Genomic DNA, 21,232 nt, shown 5'->3' with positions numbered 1-21,232 from the left:
AAAGAGGCATTTCTTATTCGTTTCATCACAATCAATAACCCCCGCTTCGGATTGGCAAACATCCGAAACAGGACAGAAATCTACAGCTGCATTTCCTCCTGTTTCGGGATCTGGATGGCAACTGTTTTCATTGACATAAGTACTCCTCCTTTGTACGAATAGGAGAATTATAGTATACCACTCTAATAATTGGCAACGAATAAGATGACTTTAGGCTGTAGCGACGGAATCAGCCAAATGCAACGGCTTTTCGCCATTCATTGAGCGTTTTTTGCAGGTCCTGATCAAAACGAGTGGAACCGCCTCTTCATGGAAATGCTATGACGGATACGCAGAGTGAACGAATGTGGGGGAATCGTGATGGAGTGGTACGAGCGTTTAAGCGAATATTTTCCCGAGCAGGAGATGAAGGACTCGGGTCAGCTGCAGGCTCTGATCGAAGACAAGGATGTATACCACAAGGAAGAGACAGACGACTACCTGATGCTGTACGCCGAATTTCCGAGCTTTATCTTCATCGATTACCTGCTGATCAATCCGGAAACGAGAGGAAGAGGGATCGGAACCCAAATCCTCAATCGATTGAAGGAAAAAGGAAAGACGATCATCCTCGAAGTGGAGCCGATCGACCGGGAAGACGAGGACACCTGGAAACGGGTTAACTTTTATCGGAAAAACGGGTTTGTAAAGGCGGACCGGATTCAGTACCGCCGGGAGGATGAGAGCGGCGAGACGTACGAGATGAAGATTTACTATTGGAGTCCGAACGAGGACGAGCCGCAAGAGGTCATTTTGGAAAAAATGGCGAAAGCTTGCCAGGAAATCCACAACTTCCGTTCCAAGCGATATTACGGGCGAGACGTGGCTGATCCGGATAAAGTATTGGATTTGAAGCATTGAACATCTAAACAAATCGTTTTCATTGTATAAAGCAGAGGAATAAGCAGGTTGCCGAAGAATCGGCAGCCTTTTTGTCGTGGCACAGTCCAGGAGTCAAACGCACCCCATTTTCCAAGCCGCTAGCCGAAAACTTTATTTTCAAATATTGGGAAGATTGGTATGATAGCATGTATCGCAAAGGTAACGAAACAGGAAGGAAGTGATCCCGAATTGATCAAGCGCTTTTTTACTTATTACCGTCCCTATAAAGGACTTTTTTTGTTGGATTTCTCGTGTGCGGTGATCGCCGGCTTGCTTGAGCTCGGCTTTCCGCTGGCTGTCAACCAGTTCGTCGACAAGCTGCTGCCGGGCAAGGACTGGTCGCTGATCCTCTGGGCATGCTTTGGACTGCTTGCGATTTACGTGCTGAACACGGTACTCCAATACATCGTGACCTATTGGGGGCATATGCTCGGTGTCAACATCGAGACAGATATGCGAAGAAAGCTGTTCGAGCATCTCCAGAAGCTGTCGTTCCGGTTTTTTGACAACAACAAAAAGGGGCATCTGATCGGGCGGATCACGAATGACTTGAACGAAATCGGCGAGATCGCCCACCACGGACCCGAGGATCTTTTCATCGCGGTCATGACACTGATCGGATCGTTCGGGCTGATGGCTTACATTCATCTGAAGCTGGCGATATTAACGTTCCTGGTCGTTCCGCTGATGGCGGTCGTTGCGACCGTGTACAGCAAGAAAATGACCAAGACCTATCGCCGTCTGTTTGGCGATGTGGGCGAGTTCAACGCGAGGGTGGAAGACAATGTCAGCGGCATTCGCGTCGTTCAGGCATTCGCCAATGAAGCGCATGAGAAAAAGCTGTTCGCCGTCAATAACCAGCAGTTCCGGCAAACCAAGCTGCTCGCGTACAAAATCATGGCCAAAAGCTTGTCGATCAGCTACATGATGATGCGTCTGATCTCCCTGTTTGTCATGGTCTGCGGTACGTGGTTTGTGATCAACGGCGAGCTGACGTATGGGGAGTTTATCGGGTTTTTGCTGTTGACCAATGTCTTTTTCCGCCCGATCGAGAAAATCAACGCAGTGATTGAAAGCTATCCGAAGGGGATTGCCGGGTTTAAACGCTACGTCGAGATTCTCGACACCGAGCCGGATGTGGCTGATTCCCCCAATGCCATTGAAGCAGCCAATCTGAAAGGGGATATCCGCTACAATGGGGTCACGTTCGGATACGAAGAGGGCAGGAGCATTCTGCGAAACATCGACCTGTCCATTCGGGCCGGAGAGACCGTTGCCTTCGTCGGGCCATCGGGTGCCGGAAAGACGACGATCTGCAGTCTTTTGCCGCGTTTTTACGAGGTGAATGAAGGCAGCATTACCATCGACGGGATCGATATCCGGGAGATGACCTTGGCTTCGCTCCGAAAGCAGATCGGGATCGTTCAGCAGGACGTATTCCTGTTCTCGGGGACGATCCGGGAGAATATCGCGTACGGCAAGCTGGACGCCAGTATGGAAGAGATCTGGGAAGCAGCGAGGCGCGCTCGTCTGGATGACGTGATCCGGAATCTTCCGGAAGGGATGGATACCGTGATCGGGGAGCGAGGCGTGAAGCTCTCCGGCGGACAAAAACAGCGTTTGGCTATCGCCCGCATGTTTTTGAAAAACCCGCCGATCCTCATATTGGACGAAGCCACCTCCGCGCTTGATACGGAGACGGAGCTGGCCATCCAGCAGTCGCTTTCCGAGCTGTCCCAGGGGCGCACGACCCTCGTCGTCGCACATCGGCTGACGACGATCAAAAATGCGGACCGGATCGTCGTGGTCAATGAAGACGGCGTGGCAGAGCAGGGGCGGCACCAGGAGCTGATCGCCGCGGGCGGCATTTATCATCGGCTGCATCAGGCTCAGTTTGGTGCGGTGTATCAGTAAGAAAAAGGAAAAAAGGTAAGGGGGAGTTTCATAAGTGCAACGGAAATGGAGTTGTCTAATGACCTCCCCAGAAAGAAACAAATACAGTATAAGTAAACAAAGTAAAGATAGATAAAAGGAGAAGAATGGCATTCCCCCAGATTCCTATAAATCGAAAAATTCCTTTATCACCAAGATAGACTCCGACCAACGACAGCCCCAAACCCAAAGGCGGCACCAAGATTACGTAAAAGACGGAGAATGTGGATGTCGGAAATAAAGCCAGTGCTACAACGAGCGTAGACAAAAAGAATAAGCTGGATAATCTGCTAAACAGCTTTCCGGCAAGCATGCAATCACTCCTAAAATAGTCAGTATCTAGTACTATAATAAAATAGCCTCATCGTAATATAACGAAATTCCATTTGAACCAATGCGACAAAAAGGGGGAGACATACATGAAAGCAGTTCTTGTCACGGCCTTTGGCGGAACCGAGGGCATGGTGTATACGGACGTTGACGTGCCATCCATACACCCAAAGCAAGTGTTGATCCGGGTGGAAAAAACGAGCGTCAATTTTGCCGATATCAAATCGCGCTACGGAAAGAAGGGCGGAGGGAAGCTGCCGTTTATTCCCGGACTCGATGCTGCCGGCGTGATTGAGAGAGTCGGTTCAGAGGTGCAGTCCCTGCAAGTGGGCCAGCGCGTCATCGCATTTCCTCACAATGGCTCCTACGCGGAGTATATCGCTGCCGACGAAGCCCTCACCTTCGCGATTCCGGACCAACTCGACTTTGACATCGCTGCAGCCTGCCCGATTGTTTCATTTACATCCTACAAGCTCCTCGCTGATGTAGCGCGGCTGGAAAAGGGAGAAACGGTCCTGATCCACGCTGCAGCCGGAGGGATCGGGACGACGGCGATCCAACTGGCCAAGCTGCTCGGGGCAGGAAAGGTCATCGGGACGGTGGGAAGCGAGAGCAAGGCGGCGATCGCGCTGGAAGCCGGTGCCGACCATGTGATTTGTACCGACAAAGAAGACTTTGCCGAGAAGGTAAACGAATGGACCGACGGCGAAGGGGCCAATGTGGTTCTCGACTCGATCTCCGGACGGGTCACGGAAAAGAGCATGGAGTGCCTCGCTCCGTACGGCCGCCTGATTCACTTTGGAAATGCGAGCGGGGAGGTCGGACAAATCAAAACAATCGATCTTCATGCAAGCTGCCGATCCGTGCTGGGCTTCAGCCTGGGAACGACCCGCAGCAAAAGGCCACAGCTTTTGCGCGAGACAGCGGAGCGGGTGCTGCCGTATCTGGCGGATGGACGCCTCAAGATCAAAGTCGGAAGGCGTTTTGCCCTCGCCGAGGCGGCGCAAGCTCACGAATGGGTGGAAAGCAGGCAGAGTACGGGGAAAGTGTTGCTGGATGTACGCTGAGAGGGGAAACCCTCTCTTTTTTTATGGCGTGCACTTATGAAATTGACATATCGGAATGTGAAGATATAATGAAACGCATGAATCCCCTTCTCATTTTCAAGGCTTTATCCAACGAAACGCGTTTGCAAATTCTTGACTGGCTGAAGGAACCGGAGAAACACTTTCCCCCGCAAGAAGGAGGAGATTGCCGAAAAATCGGGGTATGTGTAAGCCACATCCAGGAAAAGGCTGGCTTATCGCAATCGACTGTTTCCCAGTACCTTTTGACTCTTCAGCGGGCAGGCTTGCTGGAAGTGTACAGATACGGCCAGTGGACCTACTACAAGCGAAATGAGCAGACGTTAAAAGAGTTGGCCGCGTTTATCCAACACGACTTGTAGCCGCTTGTCCGGCCAGCCGAAATGTACATGGATGTGTTTCCGGCACCGCCGAGAGATCCAGCCATGTATGCGGACGCTTTATCATCTATAAATCTAGATATTTAGATATGTGATTTTAAAGGAATGACCAGGGGAACGATCTTCTTAAAGCAAAGGATGAAAACCATGACCAAGCAGAGTGAAAGGAGCAAACAGCTTCGCGACATCCCGCTCTCCGTTCTCGATCTCGTGCCTGTACGGGAGGAAGAGACACCGGCAGATTCGTTCCGAAATACGCTGGATCTGGCCCGGCATGCGGAGAAGTGGGGGTACAACCGCTACTGGCTGGCCGAGCACCATAATATGCCGGGAATCGCCAGCTCCGCGACGTCCGTTATAATCGGCTACGTGGCGGCAGGGACCTCGACGATCCGGGTCGGCTCCGGCGGCATCATGCTGCCCAACCACGCGCCGCTCGTCGTCGCCGAGCAGTTCGGCACGCTGGAGTCCCTGTTTCCCGGCCGCATCGATCTCGGGCTGGGCAGGGCGCCGGGTACGGATCACCTCACAGCCCGTGCGCTTCGCCGCGACAGCAAGAGCGGCGGCGATGACTTCCCGGAACAGCTGGCGGAGCTGCGCGAATATTTGAATCCGACATCCACAGAAGGCTCTGACGTTCCGCGAGTCCGGGCAATTCCCGGCGAAGGGTTGAACATCCCGATCTGGCTCCTGGGCTCCAGCCTGTACAATGCGCAGCTGGCCGGTCTTTTGGGGCTGCCCTTCGCTTTTGCCGGCCAGTTCTCCCCGGACAACATACTGCCGGCGCTGCGGCTGTACAGAAGCGTTTTCCGTCCATCCAAGGTGTTGGCGGAGCCGTGCGCCATGGTCGGGATAAACGTGATCGCGGCGGACGATGACGAGACGGCGAGTCATCTGGCCACCTCGCAACAACTCAGTTTCCTCAATCTGGTAAGAGGCCGCCCGCAAAAATTGCAGCCGCCAGTCGCGAGCATGGATGGGCTCTGGGCCGATTACGAGAAAGCGAGCATAGACGCGCAGCTGCGGGCGTCAATCATCGGCAGTCCCGCGGTCGTGAAGGAAAAGCTTCAGGAGCTGCTGGACGCTACGCAGGCAGACGAGATCATCATCAACGGCATGATTTACGATCATCAGGCGCGTCTGCGCTCCTTTGAGATCGTTAAGCAGGTCGCGGCAGAGTAAGGAACGCTCTACAGGCAAAAATAGGAGAGGGAGACTTCGGCCGGCTTTGGTGAACATAGTTCGCGGCAAGGATCGCTTGGCCAAAACAGAAAAAAGCTGGGAGTGTGTACGGTACATGAACGAAAAATACATGCCTTTGTTTGAACCCTTTACCTTTCGCAGCGGAGTCGCATTGAAGAACAGAATCGTCATGGCTCCCCTGACCAATTACTCCTCAAATGACGACGGGACGGTTTCCGATGCGGAAATCCGCTATTATTCCCGGCGAGCCACTGGCGTGGGCATGGTGATTACCGCCTGCATCTATGTGACCGAGAACGGCAAGGGCTTCCCTGGCGAATTTTCCGGAACTAGTGACGAGATGGTCCCGAGCATGCGCAGATTGGCTTCGACGATTAAGGAAAAGGGGGCACGGGCGGTACTGCAAATTTTCCATGCCGGACGAATGGCTCCCCCCGAGCTTGTTCCCGGGGGAGAGATTGTCAGCGCAAGCGCAGTGGCTGATGACAATGCTCCCGTTCCCCGGGCGCTGACGGATGAAGAGGTGCAGGAGATTATTCGCGCATACGGAGAAACCACCCGCCGTGCCATCGAAGCCGGTTTTGACGGTGTGGAAATACACGGGGCCAACTTCTACCTTGTCCAGCAATTCTTCTCCGGCCATACGAACCGCCGTACGGACCGCTGGGGAGGCAGCCTGGAAAAACGTCTTGCCTTTCCGCTGGCTGTCGTGGATGAGGTAAAGCGAGTGGTGGAAAAACACGCAAACCGTCCGTTCCTCGTGGGCTACCGCTTTTCCCCGGAGGAGCCGTATGAAAAGGGAATTACGATGGACGACACGTTCGTTTTGGTGGATGCTCTCGCGGACAGGGAGCTGGACTATCTCCACGTCTCCCTGCAGGATTTCTGGTCCAAGCCGAGACGGGGCGGAGATTCGACCCGGACGCGAATCGAGCAAATCCGCGAGCGAATCGGGGATCGCACGGCGTTAATCGGCGTCGGTTCCTTGTACACGGCGGACAATGTACTGGCCGCCAGACAAACGGGCGTTCCGCTGATCGCGCTCGGGCGCGGCATCATCATCGAGCCGGAATGGGTGGAAAAGGTGATCGACGGCAAAGAGGATGAGATCGCAACGACGGTCAAGCCAAACGAGCAGGCGAGACTGGAGATTCCCGATCCGCTGTGGGAGCGCATGATGACGGTGGAGGGCTGGTTTCCGGTGGAAAAGGAAACGACTGTCAAATAAACGGGCCGTCACCGATTGCATGCAGCTCATCAGCGCCGTGAGTCCGCCAACTTCTTGACCGTTTCCGCCAGGCGGCAAATCCCTCGGTCGATGTCCTTGTCCTTTGTGTTCGACACATTGAGCTTCACGAGATTTTCCTTTGGATAAGAAGACAAATAATGCTTGTCGATCGGCTCGATCACGATCCCGTCCTTTTTCAGCAGGGAAATGACTCTCGGGACGGAAATGCTCCTGTCCAAAGCCATATGTGTATGAATCATCGGCTGGCTGGAATCGCAAATCGCGGAAATACCCCCCAAAGGTCCGAAATGACGGTGGATGGACGCCGCCAATATGTCGGACCTTTTGGCGTAGGAAGCGCGAATCTTGTGCCGGTGCCGTTCAAACATCCCGCTTTTTATATAAATTTCAAGAGCGGCTTGCGAGAGCATCGAGGTATCGATGTCGATCAATCGCTTGTATCGCTGAAAGACATCGACCAGCCGGCTGGGGATAACGGCTACCCCTACCCGAAGGCCGGGCAGAAGGATTTTCGAATAGCTTTTCAAGTAAATGGCGCGGGCGGACCTGTCGTAGGCAAACAACGGGTCCGCCTTGCTGTCTTGTTCAAAGTCGGCCATGTGGTCATCTTCCACGATAAACACGTCGTATTTCTCGGCCAGCTCGATGATGGCCAGCTTTTCCTGTTTCGTACAGGAGGTGCCCAAGGGAGATTGGAATCGCGGCATCGTGTAGAAAAACTTGACGTCGCCCTCGCGAAAGACCCTCTCCAGCTCCGCAAGGTCGATCCCTTTGGCCGTGCGCTTTACGCCGACGACCGGGATGTTGTGCGTCTCGAGGTATTCAATCAGCAAGTGATAGCCGGGCTGTTCCAGCACGACCTTTGCCTTCCGGTTGGGAAAAGGCATCGCAGAAAGCACAGCCAATGCTTGTTGGACGCCTGAGGTAATAAAGATATTTTTCGGGCTGGCAAAGACCTGATAGTCAGCAAATTGTTTGTGGATGACCTGAATCAAGGTATCCAGCCCCTGCGGCGTCCCGTAGACAAACAAGTCGCTGCTGTAGGTGTCGATCGCCTTGTTGATGCAGTGCTGAAAATCGAGGTAAGGAAAAACGTCGCGATCTGGAGCGGAGGTAGCAAAGTCGATGACGCCGGTTTCCTCTTCCGGTAAGGCAAGTGCACTCTTCACTACATAGTAGCCGCTTTTCGGGACGGAGTAGATGACGTGGCGCCTCTCCAGCTCAGCCAGTGCACGAATAACGGTACTGTGGCTGCACGCATACCTGTCAGCGAGAGTACGGATGGAAGGAAGCTTATCTCCATCTGTCCATTGGCGGCTTTCGATTTTCGATTCCAGCTCGCTTTGCAGCTGCAAATATTTATGCATCGTCTCACCCCAGAGCAAATCTGTACCGTTACAGATCTGTTTTTTTTGAATTGTAGCACACGAGCTTGCCATTTACGATAAAGCTATGACCGGTCATGAAGTTCACAGCATTCCATGCTTGAGGAGGCTTTTAGATGGCACAAAAATCGATTCGAAAAGCGTATCTGGCCGCCGTGTTAAGCGCCCTTATCGTAGGGCTGTCCTTTCTGTTCGTAAAGGTGGCATTGACGATAAGCGATCCGCTGGACACGTTGGCACACCGATTTACGATGTCGTTTCTGGCTGCTTCGATACCCGTCCTGTTCGGCTGGATCAAGCTTCGGACCACACTGCGGGACGTCGTTTCATTTTTGCCGGTAGCGCTGTTGTATCCCGTCTTTTTCTTTGCCCTGCAGGCGTTTGGCTTGGTCTATACGTCGTCATCGGAGGCAGGGATTATCCAGGCTACCGTACCGATCTTCACCATGATTCTCGCCGCGTATTTTTTAAAGGAGTTTACGAATGGGCTGCAAAAAGTGTTCACCCTGTTGTCTGTCGCAGGGGTGGTCTATCTTTTCGCTTCGAAAGGGATCGACCTGAAAGAGGCCAGCCTGACGGGAACCATTTTGGTGTTTTTGTCCGCTCTCTCGCTGGCCGCCTATAATGTAATGGCCCGAAAGGTTGTGACAAAACACCACTACATGGATGTTACATATGTCATGACAGTGTTTGGCTTCCTGTTTTTCAATGGCATGTCGGTTGTCCGCCACATTCCAGCGGGGACGCTCAGCGATTTCTTTCAGCCTTTGGCGAATCCGTCTTTTTTTATCAGCGTCTTGTACCTGGGCGTGCTGTCGTCGCTCGTTACCTCCTTTTTGTCCAATTATGCCTTGTCGCATATAGAAGCATCCAAGATGAGTGTTTGCAATCAAATATCGACGCTGGTGACCATTATTGCGGGAGTGATCTGGTTGAACGAGAAAGTGGAGATATTCCATGTCGTTGGCGGCGTTTTGATCCTCATCGGGGTTGTCGGGACGAATGTTTATGCGTCAAAAAGAAAGAGTTCGATTGCGAGGGAGCATACAATGGATCAGTGAAAGCCTGGCTGCTTTACCACCTGACGCTGACGAAAGTGCTTATTATTTTTTTGTGTATTTTTAAACTAAATGATTGAAATAGTTTACTAAGCTCCCTATACTGTATGTAAAGCAAAGTTTGATCCAGGCTGTTTTCTGTTTGATAGAAGGCGCATTCCTCTCTGGTACGTCCACTTGTCTCCCAGAAGGGCCTTTTACAGGGAAAACAGCCGTCTTCTTTTCCTGCATCACACATTCCATCGGCAGCTACAATTGCCGAAAGGGGCGCTAGCGAGTGAAAATAACAGTTACACAATCGGCTCTTGCCTGGTTCGAAGAAGAGTGCGGCTTTCAATCCGGGGATTATGTTCGCTTTTTTGCCCGCTATGGCGGAAGCAGCACGATTCAGGATTCGTTCTCTATGGGATTCACGAAAGAAGAGCCGGACAATATTGGGCTCTCCACGGTAGCGAACGGGATTACCTTTTACATCGTGGAGGATGAAATCTGGTATCTGGACGGCAAAGACATGCTGGTGGATTACCGGAAGGATCGGGATGAGATTGTCTATTTGTACGCTTGATTCGCAAAGGCGTTTTCCATTGAGTCGTGCAGATTGGATATTTTGTTCCGTCAATGATTGGATACGTCAGAAGATTTGACGGGATTTGACAGGGTTAGTTTAGTGAAGGCGCACAAAAGCGCATTCCATTTGAAAAGCAGCAAGGTTATAATTGTTAGAAATGTCAGGGTTTTCGTGCGGCGGATACGAAGAAAAGGTATCAGAATCTTCAAAAGGCAGCTCAGCTAGAGGAGACACCAGGAGTAATCTAGTGGTAGTAAAGGAGTTACTACATAAGTAAAAGTAGGGATGAACCGTGAACCGCAATCTTAAACTGCTTTGGTTCACAGATGCCTCGTCTATTTTCGGCACATCCGTCTATACGCTTGCATTGACACTGCTGTCTCTGCAATACAGCGACAGTGCACTGGGAGCGGGGGCTGTGCTGTTTGTCTCTGTGATTCCTTACTTTTTTCTCGGAATCATAGGCGGCGTCATCGTTGATCGCGTAGACCGCAAAGCGATCATGCTGTTTTGTGGTTGGACACGGGGATTGCTTACTTTGTCCATTCCCATCGCTCATGCTGCCGATGCGTTGACGTTGGGGCACATCGTGACCGTCAGCTTTGTCATGACCTGCCTGCGGGCCTTTTTCTTTCCGTCCATTCAAGCGAGCATCCCGCTTTTGGTCGATGACAAAAAGGATTTGAACAAGGTAAACGCCTATTTCGGTTCCACGCAAAACCTAGGCTTGATGCTCGGCCCTTCGCTTGGCGGCATACTCCTGCAGTTCGATCTGGACGTAGCAGAGCTGCTTTATATCGATAGCGTTTCCTACTTTATCTCGGCACTCCTGATCTCATTCATTCGCATTCCCAAACCGGAAAAGCAAACGGGAAGCGGGAAGAAGCCGACGATTTTACAGGATGCGTGGAGAGGGATCGCTTTTATCAGCGTGGGGAACAAGGAGATTGCCATCATGATTGCCTCATTTGCGGCCCAGTTGCTGATCGGGGCTGGTGTAGTCCAGTTGGGTATCCCCAAGGTGCTGGAGGCGGCTGACCTGGGCGGCCAAAAATCATATGGCTTTGTCATATCTATCGTCTCACTTTCCTCGATGCTTTCCTCCTTCTGGTTATCCAAAAGAAAGGTGCTGCAGCCAGCCAAATGGATCTTTGCAGGCTATGCATTACGGGGCGTTTCCTTTTTTCTGCTTGGGTTCCCCGGGAGTATGCTCGGCATCGTTCTTTCGGCGTTGATCCAAGGCTTTGGAAACACGATATCCGGAACGACGTTGACGACTGTCTTACAGCTGCGGACCCCCAACGAGATGTTGGGAAAAGTGATGGCGCTTCGCTCCAGCGTCGGCAATGTGGCTGATGCCTTTGCCTACCTGTTGATAGGCGGTCTTCTGTCCGCATTCTCACTGCCGCTCGCTTTTGTGGCCGTGACCGTGTATGTGTTTGGAACAACAGCGATCTTTTACGGATTGTGGCTGCGACAGGCAAGGCAGCAAGCGCGAATGGAGACACCGGGACAATCTGTTGGAATGTAAGACAGGAGCTGTCTTTCGGGATACAAAATCATAAGAGGGGAGAATCGTCTGATGCGTATTTTACTCATATCGGGAAGCGTAGCAGAGCCTGCGCATACAACGGCTTTGATCGAGGAGATCGCCGCTCGGCTGCGGGAAAAAGGATGTGAAGCGGATGTTTGGGATTTGCGGGTGCGTCCCTTGCCTATCGCCGACCCGAAATATCACTATGAACCGGAAAAGCACATCGATGAAACCGCACGCGAGCTGATCCGACTGGCTAGCCAAGCGGACGCGTTTGTACTCGGGTCGCCGAATTACCACAATTCCTATTCAGGTGTCCTGAAAAATGCATTGGATATTCTGAATATGGATATGTTCCGGGACAAACCTGTAGGACTCGTCGGCAACGGCGGCGGTATTCGCAGTACGCAGCCGATTGATCATCTGCGTATTGTCGTAAGGGGGCTGTTGGGCGTGGCGATTCCCATGCAGGTGGCTTCTTGCAAAAGTGATTTTATGCTTGAGAGTGGGCGCTACATCGTTACAGCCGAAGATTTGAAGCAAAGACTGGACGCTTTTACTGCCCAGTTGATTACGTATACCGAAAAGCTGAAATAGAGAAAGCAAGGAAGATTTCGCAGGATGAAGCCCGGGGCGCAGCTCCGGGTTTTTTCATTCGGATGCATCCGCAGCAGCACATTCGTCAATGAGAATTCTAATCATTCTCATTGACGCTATGTAAATGAATGGGTATAATACTCAATGTAAACAGATGATAATGAATATCATTATTGAGTGTTTGAAGTACATATTCCTGTGCTTCATAAGCGCTTTGACAGCGAATTTTACCTCAACACAAAGGAAAGAGCCAATGAAAATCGGATATTTGTTACTCGCGCTGCTTCTGTTCTCATTCGGGTCTGTCTTTATCGGTGTAAAGGACATTTCCCCGCTGGATATACTCCATCTGACAGACGACCAGATGGAAATACTGCTCGTGAGCAGGCTTCCCCGTCTGGTCAGCATTATTATTGCAGGCGTGAGCATGAGCATTTGCGGCCTGATCATGCAGCAGCTGAGTCGCAATAAATTCGTTTCCCCCACGACGGCGGGGACGCTCGATTCCGCCAGACTGGGGATTCTCGTATCGCTGATGCTGTTTACCACGGCAAGTCCCTTGGTCAAGATGCTGATTTCTTTTGTCTTTGCCTTGCTGGGCACTTTTGTGTTCATGAAAATACTGGAGAAGATCAAGTACAAGGATACGATCTTCATTCCGCTCGTCGGGTTGATGTTCGGGAACATCATCAGTTCCTTCGCCACCTTTATCGCGTATAAGTACGATCTGATCCAGAACATGTCGGCATGGCTGCAGGGCGATTTTTCGATGATCATGAAAGGGCGCTACGAGCTGATGTACATCAGCATTCCGCTGCTCTTCATCGCCTACCTGTACGCAAACAAATTCACCATAGCCGGGATGGGCGAGGACTTTTCCAAAAACTTGGGCCTGAATTACAGGCGGGTGGTCAACATCGGATTGGTCATTGTCGCCCTGGTCACTGCTTCCGTCGTGTTGACTGTGGGGATGATTCCGTTTCTGGGCCTGATCATTCCGAACATCGTTTCGATTTATCGTGGCGACAACCTGAAAAACAGCCTTTCTCATACCGCATTATTGGGAGCGGTATTCGTACTCTTCTGCGACATCCTTGGCCGGGTCATCATCTATCCATACGAAATCTCCATCAGCCTGACCGTCGGGGTGCTCGGAAGTGGTATCTTTGCTTATTTACTGATGAGGAGAAAGGCATATGGCATATAAAAAGAAAATTGTCTGGTTGGCAGTAGCGGCTCTCGTTTTAATCGCCATCTTTATGACAATCAAATCAGGGGGCAACTGGGACTACATCCTTCGAAGGAGGAGCATCAAGGTACTGGCAATCATTCTGACGGGAACGGCCATCGCCTACTCGACCCTGGTGTTTCAGACGATTACGAACAACCGAATCCTGACGCCGAGCATCATGGGCCTGGATTCGCTTTATATGCTGATCCAAACTTTCGTCATTTACGTATTCGGCTCCAAGTCGCTCACGATGGTAGACAACAATTTGAACTTCCTGCTGTGCGTGGGTCTGATGGTACTGTTCTCGGCTGTTTTGTACAAGATCCTGTTTAAGCGGGATCAGCAGAATATTTACTATCTCCTGCTGATCGGCATCATCTTCGGGACATTGTTCCAGAGCATGGCGACGTTCATGCAGGTGCTGATCGATCCGAACGAGTTTCAGGTCATCCAAGACAAGAGTTTCGCCAGCTTCAACAACATCAACAACAAGCTGCTCGGCATCGCCGGGGTTCTGATGGTTCTCGTGATCGCTTATTTCTGGCGGTTCAACAAGTACCTCAATGTTCTCGCGTTGGGGAGGGATCAAGCGATAAATCTGGGGGTCGATTACGACTATGTGGTCAAAAGGCTGCTGGTCGCCGTGGCGATCCTGATCTCCATCTCGACTGCTCTGGTCGGGCCGATTACCTTCCTGGGACTGCTAGTTGTCAACGTCGCTTATGAATTCATGAAGACCTACGACCACAAATATTTGATTCTGGGCTCCAGTTTCATCAGCGTGATCGCACTCGTCGGAGGGCAGCTCATCGTGGAGCGAGTGTTTACCTTCTCGACAACCCTTAGCGTGATCATCAACTTTGTCGGCGGCGTGTACTTTATCTATCTACTATTGAAGGAGAATAAGTCATGGTAGAGGTAAGAAGCGTGTCCAAAACATACGGACAGAAAAAAGTAGTGGAAAATGTCTCCGTGAACATCCCCAAAGGAAAAATCACCTCCTTTATCGGTCCAAACGGAGCCGGAAAAAGCACATTGCTGTCCATGATCAGCCGCTTGATTGCCAGGGACGAAGGGGATATCTACATTGACGGTCAAGAAGTCGACAAGTGCAAAAGCAACGATCTGGCCAAAAAGATTTCCATTCTGAAGCAGTCCAATCACATCAATCTGCGCTTAACGGTCCGCGAGTTGGTCTCCTTCGGACGCTTTCCTTATTCGCAGGGACGGCTGACGGAAGAGGATTGGAAGCATGTCGACGAAGCGATCCGCTATATGGAACTGGACGACATGCAGGAAAAATACCTGGACCAGCTCAGCGGCGGGCAGAAGCAGCGGGCCTACATCGCGATGGTCATCGCCCAGGACACCGAATACATCCTGCTGGACGAACCGCTCAACAATCTCGACATGAAGCATTCCGTCCAGATCATGAAAATTATCCGGAGACTGGTGAATGAGCTGGGGAAAACGGTGGTGATCGTCATCCATGACATCAATTTTGCCTCCTGTTACTCCGATTACATCGTCGCCCTCAAGGATGGAAAAATCGTCCGGGAAGGAACGATCGAGGAGATCATCTCGTCTCCCGTGCTGAAAGAGGTTTATGACATGGACATTCCGATCCAGCACATCGACGATAACAAAATCTGCATTTACTTCTCCTGATGAAGGACAATTTGTTTTTGGCATCATTTCGATGGTCTCTGAAATAGAGATAGGGCCATGCACTAATAGGATGGCTGCAATCAAGGCTCTTTTCTAGACAATCATCGATGCAATATAAAAAATATCTTTTAGAGGTGACGACATGAAGAAGGTAGCGTTATATCTCATGATTGCCGTACTGGCAGTCTTTGCGGTAGCATGCGGTTCAGGAGGCGCCAGCACGACGGGCAGCGCAAATGGCGGAGCCGAGCAGCCGAAGGCGCAAGAAGGGCAAGGAACCCCGGCAACGGAAGCGCAAAGCGAAGAATTGACGATCAAACACCAGCTGGGCGAAACCAAAGTGAAGAAAAACCCGAAAAAAGTCGTTGTTTTTGACTTCGGTACTCTGGACACGCTGGATAAGCTGGGCATCGAAGTGGCCGGGTTGCCAAAAGCCAGCATTCCTGCTTACCTTGAAAAATACAAGGACGACAAGTATGCAAATGCAGGAGGCCTGAAAGAGCCTGATTTTGAGAAAATCAATGAAGTAAAGCCTGACCTGATCATCATCTCCGGTCGCCAACAAAACATGTATGAAGAGTTCAAGGCAATTGCGCCGACAATCTACATGGGCGTAGACACGTCCCGCTATATGGAATCCTTTACCGAGAACGCCAAGACGATCGGCCAAATCTTCGGCAAGGAATCCGCTGTCGAGGAAGAGCTGGCGAAAATCAACGAATCGATCAAGAAGCTGAATGAAAAAGCGACAGCCAGCGGCAAAAACGCGCTGATCATCCTGGCCAACGACGGCAAAGTAAGCGCGTATGGAGCAGGCTCCCGCTTCGGAATCATCCACGACGTGTTTGGCGTTGCACCGGTTGACAAGAACATTGAAGCATCCACTCACGGCCAAAGCATCTCGTTTGAATACATCGTGGAGAAAAACCCGGACTACCTGTTCGTCGTAGACCGCGGCGCTGTCGTCGGCGGACAATCCTCTGCGAAGAATGTGGTGGAGAACGAGTTGGTGAAGAAGACGAAAGCCTTCAAGGAAGGGCACGTCGCTTACCTCAAGCCGGATTTCTGGTATCTGTCCGGCGGCGGACTCATCTCCGTCAGTGAAATGGTGAAAGAAATAGACAACGGTTTGAAATAAAGCGGCTAAATAAACTGATTGAAAACAGCTGGGGCCTTCTTAATGAAGGCCCTTTTGCAGTGAGTTACAAGCAGACAGAAATCCTGTATAATGCCTATAAGGAGGGGAAAGCGGAATGGAAAAGCTCCTATTGGAAATCGCGGAAGGCATGAAGCGGATGGGGGAACGGTTCGATCAGATGGACGAACGTTTTGACCGGCTGGAGGCAAAGGTAGATCGACAAGACGAACGTTTTGACCGGCTGGAGGCAAAGGTAGATCGACAAGACGAACGTTTTGACCGGCTGGAGGCAAAGGTAGATCGACAAGAGGAACGTTTTGACCAACTGGAGACAAAGGTAGACGAAATAAAAGTCGCGCTTCACTCTCAGCACATAGCGAATATTAATAGCGATAATTTGGTACTGTCCGAGATTCGCGACATAAAAGAAAAAGTAAGGTTTGTAAATCGAAGAGTGGCAGACGTGGAGTTGGATATGATCGGAAAGCATGCGAAGGACCCGAACTGACGTGTTCTTCTTTTTTTGTCTATCGAGGCAATAGAGTGCATGCCTTACTGCAGGCAAGTGGCTGTCGATTAAGTATTCGTTTATCGGCGTAAATAGAGAATCGGTAGGTGCTTATCTATTGCATCAGCTTTAGATGTTGGAGATTGGAGCATGTTTGGTTAACGGGTGACAATTACGGTAACTGCCGAGCTCTATGGGATAGAGTTGACAATTTATTTGTAGGTAGGTTAAACACTGAACTCTATAATATTCCTGTCAGTATGTTGACTGAGTTGGTTCCTTCTAAAGTAATAATGAATGCTTCATCGGAATAAAAATAACGAAATGAATTGGATTGAAAATGATGGAAGAAGTAAAAATATTATTCATAAGTTTTGAGCCGAGAGAGTAAGAGGCTTATCTTTAGCAAAATTAATGTTGCTTTATTATTCATTCTTTATTTACTTTTACCGCTAATAACTTCGTCCTTAGTAGTTGTGTTTTTAATTATTTACGTACTCATTCTTTTAACTATCGTGTTATTTAGGTGTGGAACATCATCGGAAATATTTTATCCTTATAGGATATCTTGCCAATTAGTATTGTTAGCTTCTTATTGGACTACTCTTTTATTCATATTTTTTCTTTTTAACGAGTTAATTTGGAGGGACAAATATGTCATTAAGATATTGTTTCTTATTATAAGTTTACTGCCCCCTTTTCACTTTGCGTTAAAAAATTTAATAGAATCTATGCTAATTATTATTAATGGTTTTCACGAAATAAAACCGAGAGACTTAAAGAAAAACTTTACGCTTACAATTATAGGAATTATATTTGTCGTATTTTTAACTGATTTTATTTTTAGTATCATTTATTCATTTGTCCTATTATTAGGTGATTTATTTGGTTACCTTACTTACCAGCCTCATTTTCATTCCATAAAGGAAGCATTCAATTCAGAATCAATCTCAGCCTTTTTTAATCTGTTTTATTTCACATTTTCAATCCATTATGCCGTTCCATTTTCCGGAGATTCGATCTTCGTGAAGTTTCAAGAGTTAATCAATAATAGTACAATACTAATGATCACGCAGATTATTCATATGCTATTTGCTAAAGCTGTAGATCTATTAATTCTAGGTGTTGTTGCGAACAGATTTTTTGCATATTATAAAGCGAAACAGGGGACCAAAGAGTCCTCCTGAATCTTTTCCTGATAGGCTGTGCAATTGGCCACTGAGCTGAAAAGCGTACACTGACAACAAGCATCTTTCCCAAACATCCCACGGGAACGATGCTTGTTTGCGTGGAACAAGGAAAAAGCAAGCAGGTTTATCATGCCTGCATGGATAATTGTATAACAATTCCACAAGGTAACAACAATCGGATTGGATGCCGGAAACGAAAAACGATACCCCGCCAACAGGAAAGGAGCACTTCTGAACATGTCCAAAGCCGACAACATGCTTTCCATCTTGTGGCTGTTGAAAACCGGAAGGCGGATGACGGCCAAACAGCTGGCAGACACGCTGGAGATTCATGTTCGGACCGTCTACCGTTACATCGATGCCTTGTGCGCGAGCGGCGTGCCGATCATTGCCGACTCCGGACACAACGGCGGATATACCCTCCCCGATCATTTCATCGAGGCTCCCCTGTTTTTCGATCTGGATGAACAAAAGGCGCTGATTCACGCCGCCATTTTTGCCAAAGAGGCCGGATATCCCTTTGGCGAAGCGTTAGACAGTGCCGTCTCCAAGCTGAAGCTGTACACCAATCAGGAGCAGCTGCATCATATTCAGCGGAATGAACGCGGCTTTGATGTGATTCATCCGCCCCCGAACCCGGCGCTGGAGTCGATTCTTCAAGAGCTGCAGCGCTCTGTGGCCGACGGGAATACGCTATCGATGGCCTATCAGAAGGGCCGCGATCCGTCCCCGCAAGTTCGCGACGTCGATCCCTACGGGCTGGTTTACTGGAAGAACAAGTGGTACGTCGTCGGCTATTGCCATCTGCGATGCGAGATTCGCAGTTTTCGCGTAGACAGAATCCAGCACGTATCCCGAACCGATGCTTCGTTTCAACCACCCGAAGAGTTTTCCGCACGACAGTTTTTCATGCAAAATCTGCTCCCCGACGCGGAGAAGAAAAAGCTCGTTTCCGTACGGATCGAGGGCAATCCCCATGCGATTCGCGATCTGTGCGAGCATTGGCTGTTCGGATATACGCTAGTGGAGCGCTCCGAGGGCGAAGCCCGCTTTCAATTGGATGAACAATCGCTCTGGGGCTACGTCCCGTACTTTTTGCTTCCGTACGGAAGAGCGATTCAGGTGCTGGAGCCGAAGCTTTTGCGGGACAGAATGGTGGGTGTCGCGAAGGCGCTGCTTGCGCATTATGAAACAGAATAATCTTTGCTGACCGTACCTGTCAGTGAATCTCGGTTATGCTGTGGATATGAATAGGTTTGGCGAATGGAGGCGTATCGATCATGAAACATCCCGCCGCACAATTGTACGAATACCATGTATGGGCAAACGAGAGGATTTTTCAGCACTTGAAGGAATTGCCCCAGGAGGCGTACCGGCAAGAGATTCAAAGTGTTTTTCCTTCTGTCTTCAGTGCGCTCGTCCACATCTACACGGTCGATCATGTTTGGCTGTACGCCATGGCTAGCGAAAGCTTTGAGAAAATACGGGAGGCTGTCGGGCGCATACCAGAGGAGACGGAGGGCAAGAGCGTAGAGGAGCTTGAGCAGCTGTTCCGCGCTGTCTCCGACAAGTACAGACAGTTTCTCGACAGCTTGCCGGATCTGAACGCAGTGAATGCATACCGCCACCCCCAATACGGGACGCTGGAGGCTCGGCATTCCGACATCCTGCAGCACGTCGTCAACCACGGCACGTACCATCGCGGGAATATTGCGGCGATGCTCAGACAGCAGGGGTATCCAGGCGCACCCACGGACTACGTCTTTTATTTATATGAGCTTTCCCGGCCACAACAAGCGTAAACAAGAAAAACGGACTTTGCCCAAGTCCGTTTTTTTGATCCAAAAAGTTCTCTTAATGATAGGCGGCAGAAGTAAACCGGACAGGCAGCTCCTTTACGCCGTAGACAGAGGTGCTGGGGATTGCCTCCAGCCGACCCCCCTCAGGCAATCTCATGTCGTGGAAATGAGCGAGGATGAGCGGCAGGGCGATCGACGCCTCCAGTCTGGCCAGCGGGGTGCCCAGACAAAAGTGGATGCCCTGTCCGAAAGCAAGATGGGCATTGGGCGTCCGGTCGACGATAAAACGGTCGGCGTCCGGGAATTTTTCCTCATCCCGGTTGGCTGAACCGATCCAGGTCACGACCAGATCGCCTTTCTTCACCTGTTTCCCGCCGACTTCCACATCCTTTGTCGTGTAGCGATTCATCGCCATTATTTGTACACAAACAAAAAACTTCTCCCTTTTGACTAACAAGTTGTTTTCGTCAACAGACATCCGCTCATCCCGGTTGGCGGAACCGACATACCGAATTCTCATTGGTCTCGTTTCAGGCGCCATTTTTACACTTTTACATAGGAATTCCAGATCAATCCAATAAGATATGCGGAGGACTTTTGAAAAAACACCCATTTTTTTCACAAAAAATGGTGTTTTTTTCTTAGTTTTTGCAACCAATCTTTGGGTTTTTCGGTCTATAGAGGAAATGTATTGAAACGATGGCAATGTCATAGCAGGAGGAACCCATATGTTTGCGAAAGTGGGCTGGCGTATTTTCTTTATTTTACTGAGTGCAGGAGCGATCGCTTATTCCGTGTACGAATATTTGGACTCCTTGCGCCAGACGACGGTGGTCATCGTGGCGGCCAAGGAGATTCCGGCACACACGTTAATTACCGAAGACATGGTAAAGCCCGTCGAGGTGGCGGCCGAATCGGCGCGATTGCTGATCGCCAAGCCAACGACGGTGAAAGAAGATGTGGTAGGCGGAATTACCCTGCAAAAAATCGAAGCGGGCAAACCGATGGAACTGGACCCCAAGGTGCTGATTTTTCCCGAACAGCGCCACATGTATTTGCGAAAGGACGGAAGCGTGGATATCACCTACTTCATTCCCAAAGAAAAGCGCTTGATATCCGTTGCGCTGCCACCGGCTTCCGTGGTTGACAACAGCTTGAACAAAGGGGATTGGGTCGATGTCATCTACACCTCCAAAGCAGACGCAAAAGCGGTGGGAGAATCCGTTTCCCACATGATTTTGCAGCAGGTCGAGGTGTTTGACATCGAGCGCGTGAACGTGAAAGGCGAAGGAAAGGAAAACGTCATGCAGCACGTAACGCTGCTCGTCTCTCCGCAGGAAGCCGTCAAGCTCTCCCTCGCCAAGCACAAGGGCGATATCGATCTGATCCTGAACCCTTGGAACGGAGAGCGGGCGAGAGTCGCTCCGGTAACAGATTCGCTGCTGCTGAAATAAGG

The 21,232-nt window shown here is 50.3% G+C and carries 20 protein-coding genes; 18 read left to right on the top strand and 2 right to left on the bottom strand.

What is annotated here, in order from left to right:
* Window positions 1–360 precede the first annotated feature (360 nt).
* From Q3F21_RS10980 to Q3F21_RS10955, 6 genes are all read left to right on the top strand, one after another.
* A complete protein-coding gene (locus tag Q3F21_RS10980; protein WP_340252401.1) occupies window positions 361–900 on the top strand; it encodes a GNAT family N-acetyltransferase in 540 nt (179 codons plus the stop codon).
* Between the two features lie 210 nt (window positions 901–1,110).
* Entirely contained in the window at window positions 1,111–2,835 is a 1,725-nt protein-coding gene (locus Q3F21_RS10975; protein ID WP_340252516.1) for an ABC transporter ATP-binding protein, read from the top strand.
* Window positions 2,836–3,272: 437 nt separating this feature from the next.
* Window positions 3,273–4,250 carry a quinone oxidoreductase family protein gene (locus Q3F21_RS10970; RefSeq protein ID WP_340252399.1) on the top strand — a complete coding sequence of 326 codons (978 nt, stop codon included), beginning with the start codon at window positions 3,273–3,275 and terminating at the stop codon, window positions 4,248–4,250.
* A 77-nt stretch (window positions 4,251–4,327) separates the two neighbouring features.
* Entirely contained in the window at window positions 4,328–4,630 is a 303-nt protein-coding gene (locus tag Q3F21_RS10965) for an ArsR/SmtB family transcription factor (RefSeq protein ID WP_340252514.1), read from the top strand.
* 165 nt (window positions 4,631–4,795) lie between these two features.
* The gene (locus Q3F21_RS10960; protein WP_340252397.1) at window positions 4,796–5,830 is read left to right on the top strand and encodes an LLM class flavin-dependent oxidoreductase; all 1,035 of its coding nucleotides are present in this window, start codon (window positions 4,796–4,798) and stop codon (window positions 5,828–5,830) included.
* 115 nt (window positions 5,831–5,945) lie between these two features.
* Window positions 5,946–7,079 carry an NADH-dependent flavin oxidoreductase gene (locus Q3F21_RS10955; RefSeq protein ID WP_340252395.1) on the top strand — a complete coding sequence of 378 codons (1,134 nt, stop codon included), beginning with the start codon at window positions 5,946–5,948 and terminating at the stop codon, window positions 7,077–7,079.
* Window positions 7,080–7,108: 29 nt separating this feature from the next.
* On the opposite strand, the gene Q3F21_RS10950 is transcribed toward Q3F21_RS10955, so the two are convergent.
* The gene (locus Q3F21_RS10950; RefSeq protein WP_340252393.1) at window positions 7,109–8,467 is read right to left on the bottom strand and encodes a PLP-dependent aminotransferase family protein; all 1,359 of its coding nucleotides are present in this window, start codon (window positions 8,465–8,467) and stop codon (window positions 7,109–7,111) included.
* Window positions 8,468–8,601: 134 nt separating this feature from the next.
* Between Q3F21_RS10950 and Q3F21_RS10945 the strand changes: the two genes are divergently transcribed.
* The 11 genes from Q3F21_RS10945 (at window position 8,602) to Q3F21_RS10895 (ending at window position 19,779) form a co-directional block, all read left to right on the top strand.
* A complete protein-coding gene (locus Q3F21_RS10945; RefSeq protein ID WP_340252391.1) occupies window positions 8,602–9,546 on the top strand; it encodes a DMT family transporter in 945 nt (314 codons plus the stop codon).
* Between the two features lie 274 nt (window positions 9,547–9,820).
* Window positions 9,821–10,108 carry a HesB/YadR/YfhF family protein gene (locus Q3F21_RS10940; RefSeq protein WP_340252389.1) on the top strand — a complete coding sequence of 96 codons (288 nt, stop codon included), beginning with the start codon at window positions 9,821–9,823 and terminating at the stop codon, window positions 10,106–10,108.
* Window positions 10,109–10,403: 295 nt separating this feature from the next.
* Window positions 10,404–11,642 carry an MFS transporter gene (locus Q3F21_RS10935; protein WP_340252387.1) on the top strand — a complete coding sequence of 413 codons (1,239 nt, stop codon included), beginning with the start codon at window positions 10,404–10,406 and terminating at the stop codon, window positions 11,640–11,642.
* Between the two features lie 51 nt (window positions 11,643–11,693).
* Window positions 11,694–12,242, top strand: a complete 549-nt coding sequence (locus tag Q3F21_RS10930; RefSeq protein ID WP_340252385.1) for an NADPH-dependent FMN reductase — start codon at window positions 11,694–11,696, stop codon at window positions 12,240–12,242.
* A gap of 253 nt (window positions 12,243–12,495) precedes the next feature.
* Entirely contained in the window at window positions 12,496–13,449 is a 954-nt protein-coding gene (locus tag Q3F21_RS10925; RefSeq protein ID WP_340252383.1) for an ABC transporter permease, read from the top strand.
* Window positions 13,439–14,389 (top strand): iron chelate uptake ABC transporter family permease subunit, encoded by a 951-nt coding sequence (locus Q3F21_RS10920; protein ID WP_340252381.1) that lies wholly within the window; start codon window positions 13,439–13,441, stop codon window positions 14,387–14,389. The genes Q3F21_RS10925 and Q3F21_RS10920 overlap by 11 nt, the downstream gene beginning before the upstream one ends.
* Window positions 14,383–15,141, top strand: a complete 759-nt coding sequence (locus Q3F21_RS10915; RefSeq protein ID WP_340252379.1) for an ABC transporter ATP-binding protein — start codon at window positions 14,383–14,385, stop codon at window positions 15,139–15,141. The genes Q3F21_RS10920 and Q3F21_RS10915 overlap by 7 nt, the downstream gene beginning before the upstream one ends.
* Before the next feature lie 142 nt (window positions 15,142–15,283).
* Complete coding sequence (locus tag Q3F21_RS10910; protein ID WP_340252377.1) at window positions 15,284–16,279, top strand: siderophore ABC transporter substrate-binding protein; 996 nt, start codon at window positions 15,284–15,286, stop codon at window positions 16,277–16,279.
* A 115-nt stretch (window positions 16,280–16,394) separates the two neighbouring features.
* The gene (locus Q3F21_RS10905) at window positions 16,395–16,787 is read left to right on the top strand and encodes a hypothetical protein (protein WP_340252375.1); all 393 of its coding nucleotides are present in this window, start codon (window positions 16,395–16,397) and stop codon (window positions 16,785–16,787) included.
* A 1,427-nt stretch (window positions 16,788–18,214) separates the two neighbouring features.
* Window positions 18,215–19,177: a helix-turn-helix transcriptional regulator gene (locus Q3F21_RS10900; protein ID WP_340252373.1), complete on the top strand. Its 963-nt coding sequence runs from the start codon at window positions 18,215–18,217 to the stop codon at window positions 19,175–19,177.
* Window positions 19,178–19,257: 80 nt separating this feature from the next.
* Window positions 19,258–19,779 carry a DinB family protein gene (locus tag Q3F21_RS10895; RefSeq protein WP_340252371.1) on the top strand — a complete coding sequence of 174 codons (522 nt, stop codon included), beginning with the start codon at window positions 19,258–19,260 and terminating at the stop codon, window positions 19,777–19,779.
* A 52-nt stretch (window positions 19,780–19,831) separates the two neighbouring features.
* Here the strand turns inward: Q3F21_RS10895 and Q3F21_RS10890 are convergent, their stop codons facing one another.
* Window positions 19,832–20,296: a cytochrome P450 gene (locus Q3F21_RS10890; RefSeq protein ID WP_340252369.1), complete on the bottom strand. Its 465-nt coding sequence runs from the start codon at window positions 20,294–20,296 to the stop codon at window positions 19,832–19,834.
* 208 nt (window positions 20,297–20,504) lie between these two features.
* On the opposite strand from Q3F21_RS10890, the gene cpaB reads away from it, so the two are divergent.
* Window positions 20,505–21,230: a Flp pilus assembly protein CpaB gene (gene cpaB / locus Q3F21_RS10885; RefSeq protein WP_340252367.1), complete on the top strand. Its 726-nt coding sequence runs from the start codon at window positions 20,505–20,507 to the stop codon at window positions 21,228–21,230.
* The last annotated feature ends 2 nt before the right edge of the window (window positions 21,231–21,232 follow it).

It is taken from the genome of Brevibacillus borstelensis (genome assembly GCF_037834415.1).
Taxonomy (GTDB): domain Bacteria; phylum Bacillota; class Bacilli; order Brevibacillales; family Brevibacillaceae; genus Brevibacillus; species Brevibacillus borstelensis_A.
This window is presented reverse-complemented; position numbering and strand designations above follow the sequence as displayed.